This window comes from Trueperella sp. (genome assembly GCF_043424875.1).
Classification (GTDB): domain Bacteria; phylum Actinomycetota; class Actinomycetes; order Actinomycetales; family Actinomycetaceae; genus Trueperella.
Genome location: NZ_JBHWPL010000067.1, coordinates 1 through 20,730, shown reverse-complemented (window position 1 = coordinate 20,730; position 20,730 = coordinate 1). Strand labels below are relative to the sequence as shown.

At 63.7% G+C, this 20,730-nt stretch carries 16 protein-coding genes and 2 tRNA genes; 15 read left to right on the top strand and 3 right to left on the bottom strand.

Annotated features, from left to right (window positions below; translation table 11 throughout):
* The first annotated feature begins 2 nt into the window (after positions 1–2).
* Complete coding sequence (gene manA, locus ACHFFR_RS06325; RefSeq protein WP_394263421.1) at positions 3–1,268, top strand: mannose-6-phosphate isomerase, class I; 1,266 nt, start codon at positions 3–5, stop codon at positions 1,266–1,268.
* Between the two features lie 122 nt (positions 1,269–1,390).
* Positions 1,391–2,863: an NCS2 family permease gene (locus ACHFFR_RS06320; RefSeq protein WP_394263420.1), complete on the top strand. Its 1,473-nt coding sequence runs from the start codon at positions 1,391–1,393 to the stop codon at positions 2,861–2,863.
* Between the two features lie 82 nt (positions 2,864–2,945).
* Here ACHFFR_RS06320 and serC read toward each other — a convergent pair whose 3' ends face one another.
* On the bottom strand, positions 2,946–4,058 hold the full coding sequence (gene serC / locus ACHFFR_RS06315) for a phosphoserine transaminase (RefSeq protein WP_394263419.1): 1,113 nt from the start codon (positions 4,056–4,058) through the stop codon (positions 2,946–2,948).
* A gap of 103 nt (positions 4,059–4,161) precedes the next feature.
* Here serC and ACHFFR_RS06310 point away from each other — a divergent pair, with 103 nt between their 5' ends.
* From ACHFFR_RS06310 to ACHFFR_RS06270, 9 genes are all read left to right on the top strand, one after another.
* Positions 4,162–4,839: a metal-dependent transcriptional regulator gene (locus ACHFFR_RS06310; protein WP_394263418.1), complete on the top strand. Its 678-nt coding sequence runs from the start codon at positions 4,162–4,164 to the stop codon at positions 4,837–4,839.
* A 191-nt stretch (positions 4,840–5,030) separates the two neighbouring features.
* Positions 5,031–5,780 carry a C40 family peptidase gene (locus tag ACHFFR_RS06305; RefSeq protein WP_394263417.1) on the top strand — a complete coding sequence of 250 codons (750 nt, stop codon included), beginning with the start codon at positions 5,031–5,033 and terminating at the stop codon, positions 5,778–5,780.
* Positions 5,781–6,081: 301 nt separating this feature from the next.
* Positions 6,082–7,029 carry a universal stress protein gene (locus tag ACHFFR_RS06300; protein WP_394263416.1) on the top strand — a complete coding sequence of 316 codons (948 nt, stop codon included), beginning with the start codon at positions 6,082–6,084 and terminating at the stop codon, positions 7,027–7,029.
* Between the two features lie 82 nt (positions 7,030–7,111).
* A tRNA-Arg gene (locus ACHFFR_RS06295) sits at positions 7,112–7,184 on the top strand.
* A gap of 417 nt (positions 7,185–7,601) precedes the next feature.
* The gene (locus tag ACHFFR_RS06290) at positions 7,602–8,525 is read left to right on the top strand and encodes a hypothetical protein (RefSeq protein ID WP_394263415.1); all 924 of its coding nucleotides are present in this window, start codon (positions 7,602–7,604) and stop codon (positions 8,523–8,525) included.
* Positions 8,526–8,671: 146 nt separating this feature from the next.
* Entirely contained in the window at positions 8,672–9,895 is a 1,224-nt protein-coding gene (locus ACHFFR_RS06285) for an amidohydrolase family protein (protein ID WP_394263414.1), read from the top strand.
* Positions 9,896–9,926: 31 nt separating this feature from the next.
* Entirely contained in the window at positions 9,927–10,832 is a 906-nt protein-coding gene (locus tag ACHFFR_RS06280) for a rhodanese-related sulfurtransferase (protein WP_394263413.1), read from the top strand.
* 82 nt (positions 10,833–10,914) lie between these two features.
* Positions 10,915–15,585: a hypothetical protein gene (locus tag ACHFFR_RS06275; protein WP_394263412.1), complete on the top strand. Its 4,671-nt coding sequence runs from the start codon at positions 10,915–10,917 to the stop codon at positions 15,583–15,585.
* Positions 15,575–15,913, top strand: coding sequence for a hypothetical protein (locus tag ACHFFR_RS06270; protein WP_394263411.1), 339 nt, complete (start codon positions 15,575–15,577; stop codon positions 15,911–15,913). Before ACHFFR_RS06275 ends, ACHFFR_RS06270 begins: the two co-directional genes overlap by 11 nt.
* Positions 15,914–15,919: 6 nt before the next feature.
* Here the strand turns inward: ACHFFR_RS06270 and ACHFFR_RS06265 are convergent, their stop codons facing one another.
* Positions 15,920–16,504: an SAF domain-containing protein gene (locus ACHFFR_RS06265; RefSeq protein WP_394263410.1), complete on the bottom strand. Its 585-nt coding sequence runs from the start codon at positions 16,502–16,504 to the stop codon at positions 15,920–15,922.
* A 161-nt stretch (positions 16,505–16,665) separates the two neighbouring features.
* Positions 16,666–17,313: a 5-formyltetrahydrofolate cyclo-ligase gene (locus tag ACHFFR_RS06260; RefSeq protein WP_394263409.1), complete on the bottom strand. Its 648-nt coding sequence runs from the start codon at positions 17,311–17,313 to the stop codon at positions 16,666–16,668.
* Between the two features lie 84 nt (positions 17,314–17,397).
* Between ACHFFR_RS06260 and glp the strand changes: the two genes are divergently transcribed.
* The 4 genes from glp (at position 17,398) to ACHFFR_RS06240 (ending at position 20,596) form a co-directional block, all read left to right on the top strand.
* Positions 17,398–18,612, top strand: a complete 1,215-nt coding sequence (glp, locus tag ACHFFR_RS06255) for a gephyrin-like molybdotransferase Glp (RefSeq protein ID WP_394263408.1) — start codon at positions 17,398–17,400, stop codon at positions 18,610–18,612.
* A 167-nt stretch (positions 18,613–18,779) separates the two neighbouring features.
* Entirely contained in the window at positions 18,780–19,799 is a 1,020-nt protein-coding gene (locus tag ACHFFR_RS06250) for a hypothetical protein (protein WP_394263407.1), read from the top strand.
* Positions 19,799–20,431, top strand: coding sequence for an alpha/beta fold hydrolase (locus ACHFFR_RS06245; protein ID WP_394263406.1), 633 nt, complete (start codon positions 19,799–19,801; stop codon positions 20,429–20,431). Before ACHFFR_RS06250 ends, ACHFFR_RS06245 begins: the two co-directional genes overlap by 1 nt.
* 92 nt (positions 20,432–20,523) lie before the next feature.
* Positions 20,524–20,596, top strand: a tRNA-Ala gene (locus ACHFFR_RS06240).
* The last annotated feature ends 134 nt before the right edge of the window (positions 20,597–20,730 follow it).

The following is a 20,730-nucleotide window of genomic DNA, read 5'->3' as shown; positions in this document are numbered from 1 at the left end:
CCATGCACGTCATCCAAGGGCGCGTACGCGATTACGACTGGGGAGCGCCGGATCTCATTCCGGAATTCTTCGCCCAGCCCGCCACCACCTTCCCCGTGGCCGAGCTCTGGCTCGGCGCGCACCCGGGTGCTCCCGCGCGGTGCGAGGTGGACGCGCGCTCGATCGCGATCAGCTCCGAGGATCTTGCCGACGGCGAGCGCGGAGCGCGCTCGCGAGCAACCATCGGGACTGACCTGCGCGCATACATCGCCGCGGATCCCATCGGAACTCTCGGCTCCGACGTCGTGAATAATCACGGCGGAGAGCTGCCCTACCTGTTAAAGCTCATCGCGCCGGCTCAGCCGATTTCGATGCAGGTGCATCCCTCGATCGAGCAGGCGCGGATCGGATACGAGCGCGAGAATGCGCTCGGGATTCCCGTGGACGCTCCCAACCGCTCGTATAAAGACGCGAATCACAAGCCCGAGCTCGTGTATGCGGTGACGCAGTTCGAGGCGATCGTCGGATTTCGCACGCCGCGGCGGATCCTCGGCGTGCTCGACGGGCTCGACACGGAGCTCACTGCGCATCTTGCCGAATGCATCCGCAAGCAACCCAACGCGCACGGGGTACGCGACGCGTTTGCCTCGCTTCTTACTGAAGAGACCCGGCCGCCCGAGGAGGCGGTGGCGGAGGTCGTGGAGGCGTGCGCCGCGCGAACGGCCGACGATTCGCCCTCGCCGCGCGCCGACGTCATGGTCGGCAAGCTCGCCTCATATTACGAGGGGGATCCCGGGATCGTCGCCTCGCTGCTGCTGAACCCTGTGACCCTTCAGCCGGGGGAGGCCATGTTCACGCCGGCCGGAACCGTGCACGCTTACGCGTCGGGGCTCGGGCTGGAGATCATGGCGAATTCGGACAACGTGTTGCGCGCCGGGCTCACCGGCAAGTACGTGGACGTGGCCGAGCTGCTCGACGTCGTGGAAACCGTGGCCGCGCCGCCGATCCGCATTGCGCCCGAACGTATCTCGCCCATCCAATCCACGTTCTACGCGCCCGTCGACGACTTCGAGCTGTCGATGATCGAACTGCGCCAGGCGCATCGCGCCTTCAAACTGCGCGGCGGAGGCCCGCGTATCATCGTCAGCCTCGAGGGCGCCGCCGAGATCTGGACGGAGTCCGGCCAGCACCACGTGCTCAACACCGGCCAGGCTGTGTTTGTGCGCGCCGACGACGGCCGGGTCGAGGTTCGTGGCTTTGGTCGGTTCGTTCAGGCGGACGTGCCCTAGGCACTGCCCTAGGCGCCGCGCCTGAGCGCACATCTCACATCCTGATAAAACGTGACCGGCATTGCGTCCACGTCCTGAGATGTCGCTTGCGACCAGTGCGCTCGCGATGTGAAACTCAATTAGTGACTAATTCAAATGGCACTGCGACCGTTCCGCAGACTCAGCATGACGAGACCACGCCCACCGCACAGAGCTGGCTCGACCGCACATTCCACCTAACCGAACGCGGCACCACCGTCGCTCAAGAATTCCGTGGCGGACTCGTCACGTTCTTCTCGATGGTCTACATCCTCGTTCTGAACCCCCTGATCCTGTCCGGCCCCGATAGCACCGGCGCCTACCTCGGCGGCGGCACGGAACCCAACATCGCGGCGATCTCCGCCGGTACCGCACTGGTGGCCGGCCTCATGACGATCCTCATGGGCGCCGTGGCCAACTTCCCGCTTGCGCTCGCGGCAGGGCTCGGCCTGAACTCGATCATCGCCTACACGATCGTCCAGCTGCCGGGAATGACCTGGGCCGATGGCATGGGCGTCATCGTCATTGAGGGTATCGTCATCCTCCTCCTCGTCCTGACCGGCCTGCGCGAGGCGATCTTCCGCGCGGTGCCCAAGGTTCTTCGCACCGCGATCTCGGTGGGCATCGGCCTGTTCATCGCGCTCGTGGGCCTCGTCAACGCCGGCATCGTCTCGGCCGGCGAGGGCACCCCGCTCGTATTCGGCGTGAACGGCTCGATCTCCACGTGGCCGCTCGCCGTGTTCGTCTTTGGCCTGTTCCTCACGATCGCGCTCATGGCGCGCCGCGTGAAGGGCGCCATCCTGTGGTCGATCATCGTCTCCACGATCCTCGCCATCATCATTGAGGTCGTCGGAAAGGTCGGCGGCTGGGGTCTCACCGAGCCGAAGCTCGACGGCTCGCCGGTCAACATTCCCGAGTTCTCCACGCTTGGCGAGTTCTCCATCACGGGCCCGTTTGAAAAGCTGGGCATCCTCGCCGTCGTCGTGCTGGCCTTCTCGGTCATGCTCGCCGACTTCTTCGACACGATGGGCACCATGGTCGCCGTCGCGTCCGAGGGCGATTTGCTTGACGAGAGCGGCAACCCGCCGCGGACCAAGGCCATCCTCGCGATCGACTCAGTGGGAGCCATCGCCGGTGGCATGGGCGGCGTTTCCTCGAACACCTCCTTCGTCGAATCGGCCACCGGCGTCGCCGAAGGCGGACGCACAGGCCTCTCTGCCATCTTCACGGGCATCTTCTTCCTGCTCGCCACGTTCCTCGCGCCGCTGTTCGCAGTGGTGCCCTCGCAGGCCGCCGCGCCCGCACTCGTGGTTGTGGGCTTCATGATGATGCAGCAGGTGGTGGACATCGAGTGGCAAGACCTCGCAGTCGCCATCCCCGCCTTCATCACGATCATCTTCATGCCGTTCGGTTACTCGATCACCGTGGGCATCGGCGTGGGCTTCATCGTGTATGTGTTCATGCAGGCCGTGGTCGGACGCACGGCGAAGGTCCACCCGCTTATGTGGTTGACGGCCGCCCTGTTCGTCCTCTACTTCCTGATGGATCCCATCTCTCGCGCACTGGGAATCGCATAAGTTCAATCTTTATGGCGGGCGGTGTCGGTTGAGTGCGTGACCGGCACCGCCCATTTCTATGCCGCCAATTCTGCGTGGCCTTTTATGCCACCTGAGCGGCGACCACCGCATCGATTGCGGCCAGGAGCCGGACGACGTCGTCGGTCTCGATCGCAGGGAAAGTCGAGATCCGCAGCTGATTGCGGCCCAGCGAGCGGTAGGGCTCGATATCCACGATGGAGTATTCGCGAAGCGTCTGGGCGATAGCCGCGGCGTCAACGTCGTCGGCGAAATCAATCGTGCACACCACCGGCGATCGGAACTCGGGTGCGATGAACGGGCTGGCGAACTCTCGCGCCTCGGCCCACTCGTAGATCGCGCCGGAGCTGGCGCGCGTGCGGGTCTCCATGGCGGGCAGGCCGCCCTCGCCGAGCATCCAGCCGATCTGGTTCTCGATCATGAGGAGCGTCGCCACGGCCGGGGTGTTCAGCGTTTGTGCCTTGCGGGAGTTGGTGACCGCGAGCTGGAGGTTGAGGAAGTCCGGCGTCCACCGCTGCGAGCTCAGACGCTCGATGCGCTCGAGGGCGGCCGGGGAGGCGAACGCGAGCCAGAGACCGCCGTCGGCGCCGAAGCACTTTTGCGGGGAGAAGTAGTAGAAGTCGGCGGCCGAGATGTCGGAGTCGATGCCGCCGGCGATCGACGTGCCATCGACGACCGTGAGCGCGTCGGCGTCGCCGAATCGCTTCAGGGGAGTCGTCGCGCCGGTGGATGTTTCATTGTGTGCATATATATAGGTGTCGATTCCCGGTGCGCTCTCGCACTCGATCACCTGGCCGTAGTCCACGCGGCGCACGACCGGCGCGCTGAGCCACGGGGCCCGTTCGACGGCGCGGGCGGCTTTCCCGGAAAACTCTCCGACGACGGCGGCCTGGGCGCGCTCATCCACGAGATTGAACGTGATCGCGTCCCACAGAGCGCTCGCACCGCCGTTGCCAAGGACGACCTCGTAACCGTCCGGCAGGTTGAACAGCTGCGCCAACCCCGACTGAATAGCGCCGACGACGTCGCGCACGCCCGCCCGCCGGTGCGATGTGCCCATGGGCGGGTTCTGGATCGCCGCCAGCTGCTGCGCGCGCACCTTCGATGGTCCGGAGCCGAAGCGTCCATCGCGCGGTAGTGAGTCGGGTGGCAAAGTGAGGGGCTTGTTGTTCTCCATGGCCCTATCGTCTCAAAGCCCGGCTCGTTGAGGTGTGCATTTCCAGCCTATGGGCCGCGGTAACTCCGATATCATGGGCAACGGACAGGGGAGGGGTGCTGTAGTGAGCCAGTTGATCGATACCACCGAGATGTATCTCAAGACGATCTATGAGCTGTACGAGGAGGGCGTGCCCGCGCTGCGAGCCCGCATCGTCGAGCGCCTTGGCCAGTCCGGACCCACGGTCTCCGAGACTGTCAGCCGCATGGAGCGCGACGGCCTAGTGACCATGGCCGCCAACCGAGAGATTCTTCTGACCGACGCCGGGCGCGAGGGCGCACTCCACGTGATGCGCCGCCACAGGCTTGCCGAGCGGCTGCTTCACGACGTCATCAAACTCGACTGGGCGCAGATCCACGACGAGGCGTGCCGCTGGGAGCACGTGGTCTCCGACGACGTTGCGAACCGGATCGCCGTCCTCCTCGACAACCCCGAGACCGATCCTTTTGGTAATCCGATTCCGTCGATGGATGGGGTGCAGATCTCCGACGTCGGCGGGGCGGGGCTCGTTTCCGTGATGGATGTCGGGGTGGCCGGCGATGGGGCACAGTACGAGATCGTGCGCATTGCCGAAGCCGCGCAGCTGCACGTGGACGTGTTATCCATGCTCGATTATGAACAACTGCGGCCAGGGGCTAAGATAACGGTGGACGTTATCGAATCCGATAGCGCAATCATCTCTCAGGGGCCTGATTCTGTGCGGCTTTCCGCTGATGTTGCCAAGGGAATCTTCGTCAAATAGTCACAGTGACGCACACCATCGTTATCAAATCGTGACAAAAAGTTATTCTCCCGTTATGCTGATACACGTGCCCAAGAAATCGCACTGATTCATCTTGGTCCAAATCGTTTATTCAGTATCATTACGGAGAAATTTTTATGGCGGGACGTCACGAAATGGTTAAGGCTCGTGAGACTTTCTCGAAGTCGACCATGACGACAGCAGCCACCGCATCCGCAGCAGGAATGTTGATGGGTCTCGGTGCGCCAATTGCATTTGCTTCACCAACCGATGATGTCGAACCCCAGAAGGCTGCAGCAGTAGCCCTCGAGACCCCGGCAGTTGAAGCCAACGAGGTCACCTCGATTGAGCTCAACTCGGTTTCCGGTGGCGAGTGGGAGATGGAACAGGTCGTCATCGAAGCTGAGGCTCCGGTCGTCGAACAGGTCGTTGAGCAGCCCGCTCCGACCCAGGCTGAAACCACCACGCAGGAAGCCGCTCCCGCGCAGCAGGCTCAGGCTGAGCCGGCACAGGCTGAGCCGGCACAGGAAGCAGCAACGGTCCAGCAGGTCGCAGCTCCGGCTCCTGAACCGGCCGCCGCACCGGCACCTGCATACTCGGGCTCCTCGAGCTCGGTTGTGAACACGGCACTTGCATACGCCGGCGCTCCTTACCGTTGGGGTGGCACCACCCCGGCAGGCTGGGACTGCATCGGCTTCGTCCGCTACGTCTACGCCCAGCACGGCGTGAGCATCGGCGGATACACCACCTCGGTTCTGTCGGTTGGCCGTCAGGTTCCTTACTCGCAGGCTCAGCCCGGCGATATCCTCTACTGGCCTGGCCACGTGGGTATCTCCATCGGCGGCGGTCAGCACATTGGCGCATGGAACCCCTCGATGGGCACTCGCGTCGGCCCCGATTCCTACATCGGAACCCCGACCGTGATCCGCGTCTTTGGCTAAGTCTTAGAGCACCACACACATTAAAGAAAAGGGACCCGCGAGGGTCCCTTTTCTGTTGCCCTGGCATCGGCCGGCCGTTGCCTCTCGGCGAGCCGGCCGCTTCCCCGGGGGGCGAGCCCGCTGTTTCCCGCAGCGAGCCTGCTACTTCCCCGGGGCGTGCCGGCTACTACCCGCGGGCGAGCCGGGTGCTTCTCGGGGCGAGCCGGCTGCTTCCCGCGGGCGAATCATATCCCCAGTTGGCTGAATAACCAGCGGTGGGCCGTGCGCGGTGAAAGAATGGAACCATATCGAGGAGGTTGCAATGGCGCACGAAAACATAGTTGTGGTTGGAATCGACGGTTCCGAAGCGGGTGGAGCAGCTCTTGAATGGGCACATGCTCAAGCGCGAGCACGTGAGGCTCGCCTCCATATTGTGTGTGGCTATGAACTGCCATCCCAGTACATGACTCCCGAATTTCAGGTGAATCAGGGCAACGCCAATCACCTGTTCGACTCGGCGAAGCGGATCGTAGATCAGGCAGTTGAATCCGTGGAGGGTCAGGGCGTGGAAGTCACCTCCGCTCTCGAGTTCGGCGACCCGACGGAAGTGCTCGTCGAGATCTCTAAACGCGTGGCGCTCGTCGTCGTCGGCGGCCGTACCCAGAACACCAACCGCCTGGCCGACAGGCTGCTGCGCACAGTCTCGTCTGCCGTGCCTGCGAACGCCTACTGCCCGACCGTCGTCGTGCCTACTGATAGCCCAGATAGCCACATTCCGATCGAACGCGTGGTCTGTGGCGTGGACGGCTCGCGCCACTCGAAGATGGCGCTGCAGCGCGCCGTGTGGGAGGCCGACCGGTGGCATGCGAAGCTGAAGATCATCACGGCCGTGAATCCGGCGGCCGCGGGTTGGGTGCCGGCGCACGAATTCCGCGAGGAGCACCTGGACGAGATGGAAGACGAGATCGCGAAGGCGCTCGCCGAGGTGGACGAGGGCCGGCAGATCGAGACTGAGATCGTGGCCATGGAGGGCAGCCCCGCACACCTCCTCGCCCAGGAATCTGAGGATGCGGATCTCATCGTGCTCGGCACGCGCGGCCGCGGCGGATTCACCGGGCTCCTGCTTGGATCAACCTCACAGACCCTGCTGGGATACTCGGCGTGCCCGACGATGGTTGTGCCGCGTCGCGTCCGCCTCGGCGACGACGTCGGCCCGGGGCCGGTGCAGTACGTCGACCCGGACGAGCCGGGCATCGTGGCCGAGGAGTAGCAATCTCAGGAGGCGTGAGGCTTCAGGGCTGTTTTCGTGCGCGGGTGTCAATCCGGTAGGCTTTACGGGCTAGTACTAGCATGCCCTCGTAGCTCAGTGGATAGAGCACGGCTCTCCTAAAGCCGGTGTCGTAGGTTCGATTCCTATCGAGGGCACTTTTTGTGCCGTGCTCGGGCCGCCCCGCCCTCGCCTCCACGCCCCGACCGCGCTGGCCACCGGCCACCCGGCCCCGCCCCGCCCTCTTCCGCAACCGGGGCAAGTTCTTTCCAGTCCGGGCAGGAACTTCCTGCACCGTTTGGGGAGAACCTGCACCGTTTGCGCCATACGACCCTGCCATGTGGGTGCCCTGCACCATTTGCGCCATGCCACCCCGCTGGTCGACCCGTCTATGAGAAGCTCGGCTTCACGGCAAAGCACGCTCGATACACGGACATGCGACGAGTGGTCACCTCCCTATGACGCCGTGGCACCGCGCCGATTCGCGGCGGAACGGAGAACCGAGACAGGGTTGGAGATGCGCGCAATTGGTTTCATAATGGAGATAGCTTGTATCCCTTAACGATTGGATACCCATGGGAACCACGCCACCAGGACCACATCCGCAAGACGGGCAGAATTACGCCAATAACCACTATGGCCAGCAGGGATACCCTCAGGGTCAGCAAGGTGGTCAGTACGATCAGCAGTGGAATCAGCAGTACGGAAACGACCCGGCATATGGCGGGCAGGGCGACCCCTATCAGCAAGGTCAGTACCAAGGGTATGGCCAGGGCGCTCCGCAGCAGGGCTATGGGTACGGTGGCGGCAACGCCTTTTATGATCCCAACTATCCACAGCCGTACGGCGCGCCAAGTGGCAAGAAGTCGGTGTTAGCCAACCCGATTCTGTGGATCATCGTAGGGTTGCTCACGGTCGGAGGAATTGCTGCTGCCATTTTCTTAGTCTTCAATGACGACGACGATGACGTAGCTGGCGGCGACCCCACGGTTGTCGTGGAACCGAGTGCTGGCCCAGATCCGGACCCGGACCCAAATCCGAGCCCGGACCCGAACCCAGATCCAGACCCTACAGATCCAAGCTCTATCGACATCGCGGATCCGGATCCCGATCCTCCTGCTGATCCCACTGCTCTGGAGCCCCTCGTCGCTGAACAAGCCACGATCACGATGACGGGCAAGCTGGAAGAAGACGTGGATGCCCTCTGGGATTATCCAATCCTGTGCGCTGAGGTCACGGTAGAAAACACCTGGTTTGCATCTATTTCCATTTCGCACCACGACTTTACGGTCACCGGACCAGATGGGGTGGAAATGGAGCCGTCTTTCTTTGGACCTGACGATGACATCAGCCATACTTTCATTCCCGATGGGGAAAGCCTCACTGGCCCGCTGTGCTACAAGTATGCGGACGGCTCGGAATTACTCGACGGAGACTACACATTCGAATTCTCCACGTTCATCTTCCCTGAAACTGCTACGTGGGTCATCACCAAGTGACGGCTGAGTGAACAATTCACGTCTTATGCAGATGGTGCAGGTTCTAGCTAGATCGGGCAGGAACTTCCTGCACTGTTTGACCGGATCCTGCACCATCTGCGCGCACGTGGCTACACGGGAACCACTCCACTAGGTGGCATCACCAAATGACGGCATCGACCACACGCACGCTCATAAAGAACGTTCGACCGTGGGGCGCCGAAACCACGGACGTGGTCGTCGCGGACGGCGTCGTTGAGAAAGTCGGTGCTGAACGCGACGGCGAGCAGGTTTCCACGCACGTTATTGACGGAGACGGACGCATCGTCTTGCCCTCGTTCACAGATGCGCACGTCCATCTCGATTCAACTCGCGTTGGCTTGCCGTTCCGTCCCCATACCGGCCGGCCCGGCGTGTGGGGAATGATGATGAACGACCGCGAGAACTGGCGGAACACCGAGACCCCGCATCGCGACATCGTGGCGGGGACCATGGAACGAATGATCGCCGCGGGCACAACGCGCATTCGCACGTATGCGCAGGTGGATGCGGACTGCAAGCTCGAACGCCTCGAGTCCGTGCTTTTTGCGAAGGAAAAGTTCGCCCACCATGCGCACACGCAGAACATCGCGTTTCCTCAGGCGGGATTGTTGCGTGAGGAAGGCTCGGTGGAGGACCTTGAGGAGGCGCTCAAGAACGGCGCCGACGTCGTCGGTGGTATCGACCCCTGCCAGCTGGACCGGGACCCCGCGCGTCATCTCGATATCGTGTTCGGGCTGGCGCAAAAGTATCGGGTGGGCGTGGACGTCCACCTTCACGAGCCAGGCGAGCTGGGCGTGTTCAGCGCCGAACTGATTTTCGAACGCACGCGAGCACTGGGTATGCAGGGCAATGTGAACCTGTCTCATTCGTACGACCTCGGATCGGTGTCGCCGGCTGTGTCGGCCCGCCTCACGGATGAGATGGCTGAGCTCGATATCCCGTGGATCTCAATCGCGCCCGCAGTGAACGCCCCGCAGTTCAATCTGATGCAGCTCACGGAGGCGGGCATCCGCATTGGACTTGGCGAGGATGGCCAGCGCGACTACTGGAGCCCATACGGCGACTGCGACATGCTCAGCCGCACGTGGCAACTCGCATTCACCCACCATCTGCGCCACGACTCCCACATTGAACTCGCCGCGGCGATCGCCACCTGGGGCGGTGCGACGATTATCGATCCGTCCCTGGCGCGCCTCGCATCCGCCACGGATCGCCCCGGATTCAATGCCGGAGACCCCGGCGATTTCGTCCTGCTCGAGGGCGAAACGGTGACGTCCGCGGGCCCGCTGGGCGAACGGTCATTTATCGAGGCGAGGTCGTGGCCGCCGCCGGAGAAGTGGTGGCTGTAAGATCGTCGTAGTCGATCTCGAAGGAACTACCGTGGCTCAAACTCGCATCCTGTTGTACTACCTCTTCACGCCGATTGCGGACCCGCAGGCCGTGCGCCTGTGGCAGTGGAATCTGTGCGAGCGGCTCGGGTTACGTGGCCGCATCCTCATTTCCGAGCACGGCATCAACGGAACCGTCGGCGGTGAGCTGAAGGCTGTGAAGGCATACCAAAAGGCCACCAAGGAATACGAACCATTCCGCAACATCGAGTGGAAGATTTCCGAGGGCACGGGCATAGACGAGAACGGGCACTCGCTCGACTTCCCGCGGCTCTCGGTGAAGGTCCGCAAGGAGATCGTGGCTTTCGGCGCGGCCGATGAGCTTAAGGTTGATCGCAACGGGGTGATCGACGGCGGCCGGCACGTCAAGCCAGAAGACGTCGAGAACGTGATCGAAGAGAATCCGGACCTCGTGTTTTTCGACGGCCGAAACGCGATCGAGGCGGAGGTCGGCCGGTTCGACGGAGCGATCGTCCCGCCCACAAACACCACCCACGATTTCATCAAACTCCTCGACTCCGGCACCTACGACCACCTGAAGGACACCCCGATCCTCACCTACTGCACGGGCGGAATCAGGTGCGAGGTGCTCACCTCCGTCATGAAGAACCGCGGTTTTACCAACGTCATGCAGCTCGACGGCGGCATCGTGCGCTACGCGGAAAAGTACGGGAACAAGGGCCGCTGGCGGGGCGCGCTGACGGTGTTCGACGGCCGCGAGGTGATGGATTTTGGCGAGGATCCCGAGGTGATCGGCCGCTGCCACAAGTGCGCAGCCCCGACCTCCCTCCTTCACAACTGCGATGAACCCAGCTGCCGGGCTCGCCTTGTGACGTGCGAAAACTGCGGGGAGCGCGTGCTGTGTGAGGAGCACGCCGACGCCGACATCTCGGCTTAACGCCCGCCTGCCGATTTCGCGATACGCGTGTTTTTCGGCGCGCTTGCACCGTCTGTGAACCCGTTCTCGGTACGGTGGACGCGTGAGCCCTTTCTTTAGACGCAGAAAAAAGTCCCAGCAGCCGATCTCGGCTGACTCCCCGGATGTGACACCCGAGGAGTCCGCTCCGAGCGCCGATACGCCGGGGAATTCTCCCGACTCGGCGGTCTCGGCTGAGTCGCCCGCGCAGAGTGTTCCCGCCCCCGAGCGCACCCGCTCGCGCGAGGAACTGATCGAGGATTCGTACACGCGTTGGCACGAGGAGCTTGCGTCGCGCGCGCAGCAGGCGGACGAAGCGACCAACGACGACGGCAGTGGGATCGTCGATCTTACCCATCCTCACCCAACGGGATCCGCACTGTTTTCTTCCGGCTCACCGGTGCGCATCACCTCGCTCATACGCGAACGCTTCGCGCAGCAGCGCGCGATGAACAATCTTCAGCGTCTCAAGGGCACCACACAGCGTATTTCCGAGCTCTACGGCCATGCGCCCGTGTCGCTTGCCGTCGGTCAGCTGACGTGGAGCGAACTTCCTCCATCGACGACGACGGACCAGCCGCCAGTTCACGTTGACTCGCCTGAAATGACGGGCGAGTTCCCGATGGTCGACGACGACGAGGCCGATCAGCCAGCCGAGCAGGCCGAATCGGTTGAGCCCGGCACGTCAGCCGAGGCGGCGGAGCAGGCTGAATCGGTTGAGCAGGCCGAACCAGCCGAGCACGCCGAACCAGCCGAGGCCGAGACCCTGCGCGAGGCCACCGAGGTGCACGAGTACGCGCTGTTCCGTGCTGTCACCTTGAAGTTCGGTGACGATGGCGACGCGGTCGTGCGCCAAATGAAGCGAACCGAGATCAACCCCGCCTTCTTGCGCGCGCTGCGCGAGAACGGCGCAACGGCCGACCACCTGTCCCACATCCGGCAGGCCGCACAGAGCACAAACGACATCGACGAGCTGTTCGAGATCGTGGTGACGTTCGGCCGCATGTACCTGCCAGGATTTACCTCCGAGTTCGTGGCGTATCTCGGTTGCTTCGAGCGCCCGGAGCGCACGATGCTCTCGGACTTGGAGGCGATGGAGCCCTACATTCGCACCTCGGGCATCATGATGGCGCTGGCCGGCGACGAAGAAACTCGCAAGCTTTCGGCCGCTCCGCTTCCTCCGGGCGGCGAAGAAGATCGCGCTCCCGAGGTCGAGCGCGGCGCCGGAGATCTGGATGTGGACGAGCTCAACGCCGTCGAGGCTGTGGCCTCGGGCCGCTCGATCGTCGTCGACTGCCCGCCGGGGTCCCGGCGCACCGAGACAATGGCGTCGATTTGTGCGGACGCCGCGGCGTCGAACAGGTCAATCCTCGTGGTGCCAGCGCGCCTCTCGTCTGGCCGCCAGCTCATCGACGAGCTCGAAGCGCTGGGTCTGGGCGATCTCGTGCTTGATTTCTCCGATGTTGACGCGGTCTCGCAGCGCATCCGTACCGGCTTGCGCCTTGAGCGGCCAGAATTGCCGACGGACGAAACGCTGGATATTCGCTCGAATCTTGTGTCCGTGCGCCGTACGCTCGAGTCGTTCATGGACGATCTTCACCGCGAGGACCCCGAATGGGAGACCTCCGTCCACGAGCTCCTGGAGAAGCTCGCAAGCCTCATGGCCGAGGATAATCCGCCGCAAACTCGCGTGCGGCTCGGCGAGGACGCCGTCGAGACGATGAAGGACGTGGGCTTCGAATCGGTGAACGCGGACTTTGACCGCGCGGCCGAACTCGGCGCCTTCGATCCGGGCATCTCTCGGTCGGCGTGGGCGAACTCGACCATCGCTGATGCGTCCGCGGGAACCGAAGCACTCGACGAGGTTCGCCGCCTCAACGACATCACTGTGCCAGCTGCGATCAGCCAATCTTCGCGCTCGGCGGGGGAGACGTCGATGAAGCAGCCCACCACTCTCGCTCAGTGGTTCGAGCAGATTGACGTGCTCGATGGCATCGCTGACTCACTCGACACCTTCGTGCCACGCGTCTTCGAAACATCACCGATGAACATGGCGATCGCCTCCGCGCCGAAGGAATGGCGTGACTCGCACGGTCACGCGATGAAGCTGTCCGATCGTCGTCGTTATAAGAAGCAGGCCCTCGACCTCGTGCGTCCGGGCGAATCCACGGCAAACCTCCACGAAGAACTACTCAAGGTGCAAAAGCGCCGCGAGATTTGGCGCCGGTACTCGCCTGACGGTGGCTGGCCGACCCTCCCCGATGGCATGCCGCAGATCCGGGCTACCCGCGAGGAGGTCCAGCGCGATCTCGAATCCCTCATGGGACATCTGGGCGGTGAGGCGTTCTTCGACATGGATTTCGAGGAGCTGCAGGCTCGCCTCGCGGCGCTCGTGGCCGATGCGGACCACATGTCCACGTTGCCCGAGCGCAATGCAACACTCAGGTCCTTGCGCGAGCACGGATTCGGTGAATTCCTCGACGACATGGTGGAACGTGACGTTCCGGCCGAGAGCATCGCGGACGAGCTCGATCTCGCCTACACATCGGCCGTGTTTGAGCAGATGATCGGCAAGTCTCCGACTCTAGCCAGCCTCGGCCCGCGCGACCTCACGGAGGCCCTGAACAACCTGCGCACCCTCGATCGCCAGCACACGCAGAGCCTGTCCGGGCCGGTGCTGCGCGCCGTCGTCAACAACTCACGCTCGGTTATGCAGTCGCGGCGCCAGGACACGCTCAAGCTCGATGAGACCTTGGCCGAGGAGGGAACCGGAGGGTTGCGCGATGCGATCGCGACGTACTCGCGGCTCGTCCAGACTTCCCGCCCGGTGTGGATCGTTCCGCCCACAGTGCTGGCCGAGTTCATCCCGCCGATGCCGTGGGCTGATCTCGTGCTCGTCGAAGCCGTCGACTCCGTTGCCGCCCTCGTCTCGCCGATGATGCGCGGGCGCCAGGCTGTCGTGGTCGGCGATTTGAAGCGGCCGGGCAGCGAAGCGATGAGCGTCTTTAAAGACGTGTTGCCAGTTGCCGAACTGCCGACCTACCAGGCCGAGCATGATGCGCTATCGACGTTTGCGCTCAAGGAGATCGGATACGACCTTCACGCCGTCCCGAGCGTTCAGGCCGCGCGCGAATCGCGCCTGATCTATGTGGATGGCCGCGGTGTGCCGGGCACGTCCGGCGAGGGCGCCGTGGAATCGACGCAGGTGGAAGTCGACGCCGTCGTGGATGCCGTGATCGACCACGCGATCAGCCGACCCGACGAAACGCTCGCCGTCGTCACACTGTCCGTCACCCACGCGCACCGCATCCGCGAGGCCATTGCGGCCGCGAACTCGAGCGACATCGAGAATCTTCAGCGCTTCACCATCACTGACATCACGCGCGCCGCCGGCCTCAAGCGCGACCACGTGATCCTGTCAGTCGGATACGGCAAGACCGTCCACGGCCGCGTCCTGCACACTTTCGGTGCGCTCGCGACCCCCGAGGGCCTCGCGGGGCTCATCGACGCGATCGCCGCAGCTGGCTCGGACCTGACGATCATCTCCGCACTCGGCCCCGGCGACATCGACGTCAACCGCGTCTCCACACCGGGCCCGCGCATGCTCTCGCGCCTCATTGAGGAAGCGGGCGGTTCCGAGGTTCAGCACGTTATCGCCGACGACGACGTTGCGCCGCTTCTTGCCGACGTCGCCAACCGCCTCCACGATCGTGGCTGGTCCACCCGCGCCTCGTATGGGTACGAGGATTCCCCGCGCATTGCGCTGGTGGTTGGCCGAGACAACGACTATGTGGTTGCCGTGATGGTCGACGACGAGGTGTACGTCAATGAGCCATCCTTGCGCCGCAGGGATCGGTTCTGGGTCACCGCGCTGGAATCACGCGGGTGGTCCGTATTCCAGACGTTCTCGAGCTCGCTCTTTATCGACCCGGACGGTCAGGTGGCCGGCATCGAGAAGCTGCTGAAAGAGCGTTTCCCCGAGGAGCCCGCTCAGGTTCGCGTGCCGACTCTGACCGAGAACGGGGTGGAGCTGGTGCAGGGGTGGGATACCACCGAGATCGATCGCCAAAACCCTGCCGTGGATAATCCCGACGACGCCCCGCGGATTCGCGGCGTCAGGCCGGAGGTCGTTCCCGGCCTGAGCCTCGCAGCGTACACCGACGATCAGCTCGATGACATGATCGAGTGGATCGCCTCCGACGGCAAGGTTCGCGGCGAGGACGAGCTCGTGAGTGAGTTGCGCGCCGAGCTTGGAATCGAGCGTCGCGGCGAGCAGGTGGACGTCATCTTGCGTAACGTGGCGCGCCGCTCTGGCCTGATTGGCGTTGCCGCCGAAATAGATACCGCCGCTGAACGCGAGGCCGAGCTCGAGTCTGAACTCGAGCCTGAGGGGGATCACGTCGAGCACGTTGAGGAGCTCCCCGAGCAAGAGGCGCACGAGAGCGAGCCGATAGCCGAGAGCGAGCCGATTGCCGAGAGCGAGCCGATTGCCGATGGCGAGCCGATTGCCGATGGCGAGGCGATTGCCGATGGCGAGGCGCCGAGCGAAGAGCTCGTAGAGCCAGACGGCGATGAGCCGGATGCCGCTGACGTTGATGCCGCCCCCGAGGTCGTGGATATTGCGGACGACGAGCCGCTGGCCACCGAGGTGGACTACGAGATCGTTGACGAGAGTGACGACGGCCTGGAACTCGGCGACGACGATCCGTTGTTTGAGGACGACTTTGACCGATAAAGATCACGCCCCGACGCCGGACGGCGAGGCTGAGCCAGTAGCCGAGGCCAACCCAGTAACCGAGGAGGCGGTGGATGCCGCGGTACGCTCCGTCGGCAAGCCGGTGCGCCGGAAGGGGTCGCGACGAGTCGTGATGCTCTCCGAAGTGGACGCCGAGCGGATCAAAACGGGCGAATTCGGCTCTGCGGAGGAGGTTCTCCACGCGGCGGACCGTCAGCCAGGCGATCACAAGGGCAGTGGCGCCGAGCCGTCGAAACGGACGGGTCGCATGTCCCCGCGAGACCGCGAGATCCTGAATGACGTGCCACCCCATTTCGGCAACCTGTAACCCGAGCTAGTCGCCAGTGCGCGGCCCGGAGAGCACGGCGTGCAGCGGAGCGCGGGACCCCGCGCCAAGCACCCGTTCGATCGAGGCCTCGGGGATCTCGAGGTAGAAGACGTGGGTGTCCTCGGTCGTCGCAAGCAGACCCGAGGCGCCCTTATCCGTGGCAATACCGGCCACCCGCACACCCTTCACCAGCAGTTGCGCATCGGTGGTGTCAGAGAATTCGTCTGGCATCGCGTACAAATCAACCTCCACGCCAGGCTGCATGAGCGTGATGCCTCCGGCATCGACGATCGCGAGCGGCGCGATCACAGTGCCCTCGGGGGAGTTCTCCAAGAACTCCGAGGTAAGTAGGTGGCTGGCGAGCACGGGCGCACCCTCGACTAGCGGGCCCACGAGGTATTCACCTGTGGCATCATCAACGCTCGCAACCGCGCCGGGGATCTCGTCGGAAATATAGCGCACCGCCAAGTCGCCCGACTCGAGAAGCTCTCCGCTCGCCACGTCGCGAGTTGTCACAACAACGGGCACGGACGGCGCCTCAGCCGACACCGGCGCGAGAGCTTGAATCGCCAGAACGGCGAAGATGGCCACTCCCACCCAGCGCCATCGCCACAAAAGGGCACGGATCGGTGACGATCGCGCTGTCTTCGATGAGGACGGTGAGGGTCGGTGGGAGTGGGCCATACCGTGATTATGCTCAATCGAGCCGGCTCACGTTTCGGCCGAGTGCCCAAATGTGGATGAAGGGCGCGCTATCCGAACTGTGGAAAAGATTCGTCGGCTGCGCTCGTCCGCACAATCGCCGTCGGGTGGATGGCATAGGGAACCGAGACGTCCATTTCGTCCTGAGGAATGTGCTCGACGAGCAACTCCTCGGGATAGATCATGGCGCCAACAAGCGCGTTCGGGCCGACCTTCTTCAGCGCGCGGTCATACCAGCCGCCGCCCTGACCAAGCCGCGCACCGCGCTGCGAAAGAGCCAGCGCAGGAATCACAAGCGCTTCGACGTCGGCCAAGATCGCGGGATCGAGTGCCTCGCCCGGCGGTTCTGGCGGGCGCCCGGGGGCCATTTCCACGAGCTTGTCGCCCACGGTGTAAAAGCCCCACGCCCGCGTCAGGCCGGGTCCAAGCTTCGGCAACAGCACGCGCTTTCCGGCCTTGCACAGCGCCTCGACGACCTCACGCGTGGGCGGCTCTTTATTGACAGACACGTAGCAGGCGACCAATTCACGATCGCCCACGAATTGCAACACAGTCTCCGCCCAGTCTTTCGAGTAATTTTCAAGCATCCGCTTACCACGCTGCTTGCGGTGAGCCCGAATCGTAGAGCGGAGGACCTGCTTGCCTTCCTCAACCTCCATGCGGGAGATATCGGGAATACTCAACGATGAGATGGACATGGCCTCATTCTTTCACGTATCCGATGAGCAATGTTTGCGATACGCTCTCCGGTAAACTGGGCGCGAAGTCCCAAGGGAGGCCTAATGAAATCCGTTGCCGAGCACCTCGATGAGTGCCTTGCCGTTGCGAAGCCATTGCCGTCGTTCGCGGTTGCGCTTGCCGACGCCGTGGGGTGCGTTCTCGCCGAGGACGTGCGTTCGCTTGTGGACGTCCCGCAGGGCGATCTGGCCTCGCGCGATGGCTATGCGGTGAGGGTCGACGACGTCGCCCAGGCTTCCGCCGACGATCCCGTGGTGCTGCCCGTCGTCGAAGAAGTGCGGGCGGATACGATCGATCCGTCGATGCTGGTCGACGGGGCAACGGTGCGAATTTCCTCGGGAGCAACCCTTCCGGCAGGAACGGAGGCCGTGATCCCCATTGAGCACACGGATCAGGGCCGCGCTGAGGTCAAGATTTTCAGGGGAGTCGGCGACGACGACAATGTGCGCCATCGCGCCGAGGATTTCGCTGCCGGTGACGTCCTTCTTCGCGCAGGCGTGCGAATCGGATCGCGCCAGATCGCCGTCCTCGCATCGGCCGGCCACTCGACGGTCATGGTCCACCCGTCGCCGCGCGTGGTCATTATGGCGATCGGCGACGAGCTTCAGGAGCCGGGCATGCCCGCGACCGTCGGCAAGATCTACGACGCTAACTCCCACGCGCTCGCCACCGCCGTTCGCGACGCCGGGGGAGAGGTCTTCCGGGTCGGTGCCGTGACCGATGACAAGCGCGAGTTGCGCGAACTCCTCGAGGATCAGCTCGTGCGCGCGGACATCATTATCACCACCGGCGGCCTGTCCTACGGCGGCGGCGATACGCTCAAGGAAGTGCTCTCGCCACTGGGAACCGTGCGGTTCGACAACGTTGCGATGGCGCCGGGCCGCCAGCTGGGCGTGGGCAAGCTCGAGGAGGAGACCACGGTGTTTTGCCTGCCGGGCTCCCCGGTTGCCGCCATGACCGCCTTTGAGGTCTTCATCCGCCCGGCGCTCAGGCAGATGGCTGGATACTCGAACATTCATCGCAGGTCGATCAACGCCGTCGTCGACAAAGCGTGGGAGTCCCCGATGAATACACGCGAGTTCGTGCGCGCCCGCGTGGTCGGAAACCCGCACGAGGGGTACGGGGTGGAGCCGCTCGGCGACACCGCGCGCCCGCTGCTCACGGCCCTCGCGCAAGCTAACTGCCTGGCGATCGTGCCCGAGGATCAACGCGCCGTTCAGGTGGGCGATACGCTCGAGTGCATCATCCTCAACGCGTAGGGCGCGGCGATCGCCGACCCCACGTTGCCATCCTCACGTGTGACCGGTGTTTCTGCTGTGGCTAATGCCCGAATTTGACACGTAAAAATCGCATTTTTCAGGGCACCCAAGCAACACGCCTCGGCGAGTTAGCTGGCAAATCCGGGCCATCAACATAACGTGGATATATGGGTATTGAGGGGGCGGTACTTGCCGTAGGAGCGTTGTTCCTCTTGGCATACGTCGTTCCACACATCGCCCGTAACCGAGCCGTCCTCGCGGACGCGCCGATCGGTGAACGGTACGCAGACGAGCTGCGGATCATCACCGAACGAACACTCAGGCAGGCAAGCGGCGACAACGGAAGAATTTTTACGACGGAGCGAATTATGAGCACACCGACCGGCAAGCGCGAACAGCGCGGCCCTAACGCAACGAAGATGCGTGCCATTGCGCGTGATCGTTCACGTGCTCGCGCCCGAATTGCCCAGCGAGAGGCGGCTCAGCAACGCGCCCTGTTCGGTGCGGCCGTCTTCGTCGGGTTGACGGTGATTTTGTGGATTCTGGCTGGCGCGACGTCGCTGCCCACGGGCATCGCAATCGCCTCGACCGCACTTGGCGGACTGTACCTCGTTGGCCTCGGCGCGGTGGTCTCGAGCTGGGGCCGCCTCAACCATGAAGACACCGAGCGCATTTCGCGCGCCAACCACGCACTGCGATCTGGCCGCGATTACCAGCGCAAGCTCGTGGCACGCACGAAGAACGACGCCGACATCCCGGCGCGCCCGCAGGCTCCGGCTAAGAATGTGGCCAAGAAGCGTGCGACGTCCGCAGAGGCGGAACGTGTCGAAGAGACGAGCGAGGCCGTAGCGGTGGCGTCTCCGACTCCGCGAGTTGAACGGGTCGTCCAGGACGCTCCGGCACAGGAGAGCCCTCGCCTATTCGAGCAGCCGCGCGATCGCTCCGAGGCTCCGTCCTACACGCTCAAGCCCACGATTCAGCGTCGCTCGATTAAGCCCTACGTTGCCCCCGAAGCCCCCGAGGCAGAGGTTCCGTATCGTCCGAGTCAGGTCGGCGAGCGAATTGGCCCCGAGCCGCTCGAAGCCGCAAACCCCGCACCGGGCATGACCGGCGCCGAAGAGCTGCGCTCTGACGTGCTTGGCGGCGGCTCCACCCTCGACGCACTTCTGGATCGTCGCCGCGCATAATGACTGCTGTTGCATTCGTGCACGGACACACGAGGCGCCCGGTGGCGTGGCGTGGCGTCTCCGACCACCTTCCCGCTCACTGGGCCGTGGTTGCGCCAGATTTGTTTACCGTCGCCCGCGTGGGCGCGGAGCCTAAAGATCATCGCGATTCGATGGTCACGCAGATTAACCGCGATCTGGCCCACCTCGAGGTCCTCGATCCAGCTGTGATCGTGGCCGAGGGCGTCGGGGCGATACCGGCCATCCGCTACGCGCTTGAGCATTCGGGCCGCACCGCGGGCATCTTCCTTAGCGGCCCGCGACTCCACGTGGGCGGGCGGGATATTTTCAAGATGAAAGCAGGTATTCGGCTCCATCGCGAAGTAGCTAACGCTGCCACCCACGAGCAGTCGAATGATCTGCTCGGCGCGCTCAAGGGAGTTGACCTGCGCGAGGCCGCGGGGAATGTGAGCGTGCCTCGCCGCGTCGTCGTCGGCGAACGTGACAGGGCGGGGCGGACGGGCGCCGACGAGCTGAAGGCGCTTGGCTGGGAGCACACCGTGGTGGCGGAGGCCGAATGGGATTGGTTCTCGTACGCGCCGAGCGCGTTCGCCGCGCACATCGTGAAATTCGTGGAAGACCACGATATTTAAGGCCGACGGTCATTCCGGCAAGCGCGAGCGTGATGAAGTAGACGAAAATCGGCGGGCAAACCGCCACGCGTGTTTGTTAGTATTTTCTGTACGGGGCTATGGCGCAGTTGGTAGCGCGCTTCGTTCGCAATGAAGAGGTCGCGGGTTCGAATCCCACTAGCTCCACCCCTGTGGCCCCTGTCAGCTCGCTGACAGGGGCTTGTTCTTGGTCCACGTCGGTGATGGCTATCCTTCGTGAATCACGAGTTCGTCTGACAGGGAGCAATGCATGGCCCAGCGTCCCGAGATCGTCTGCATCT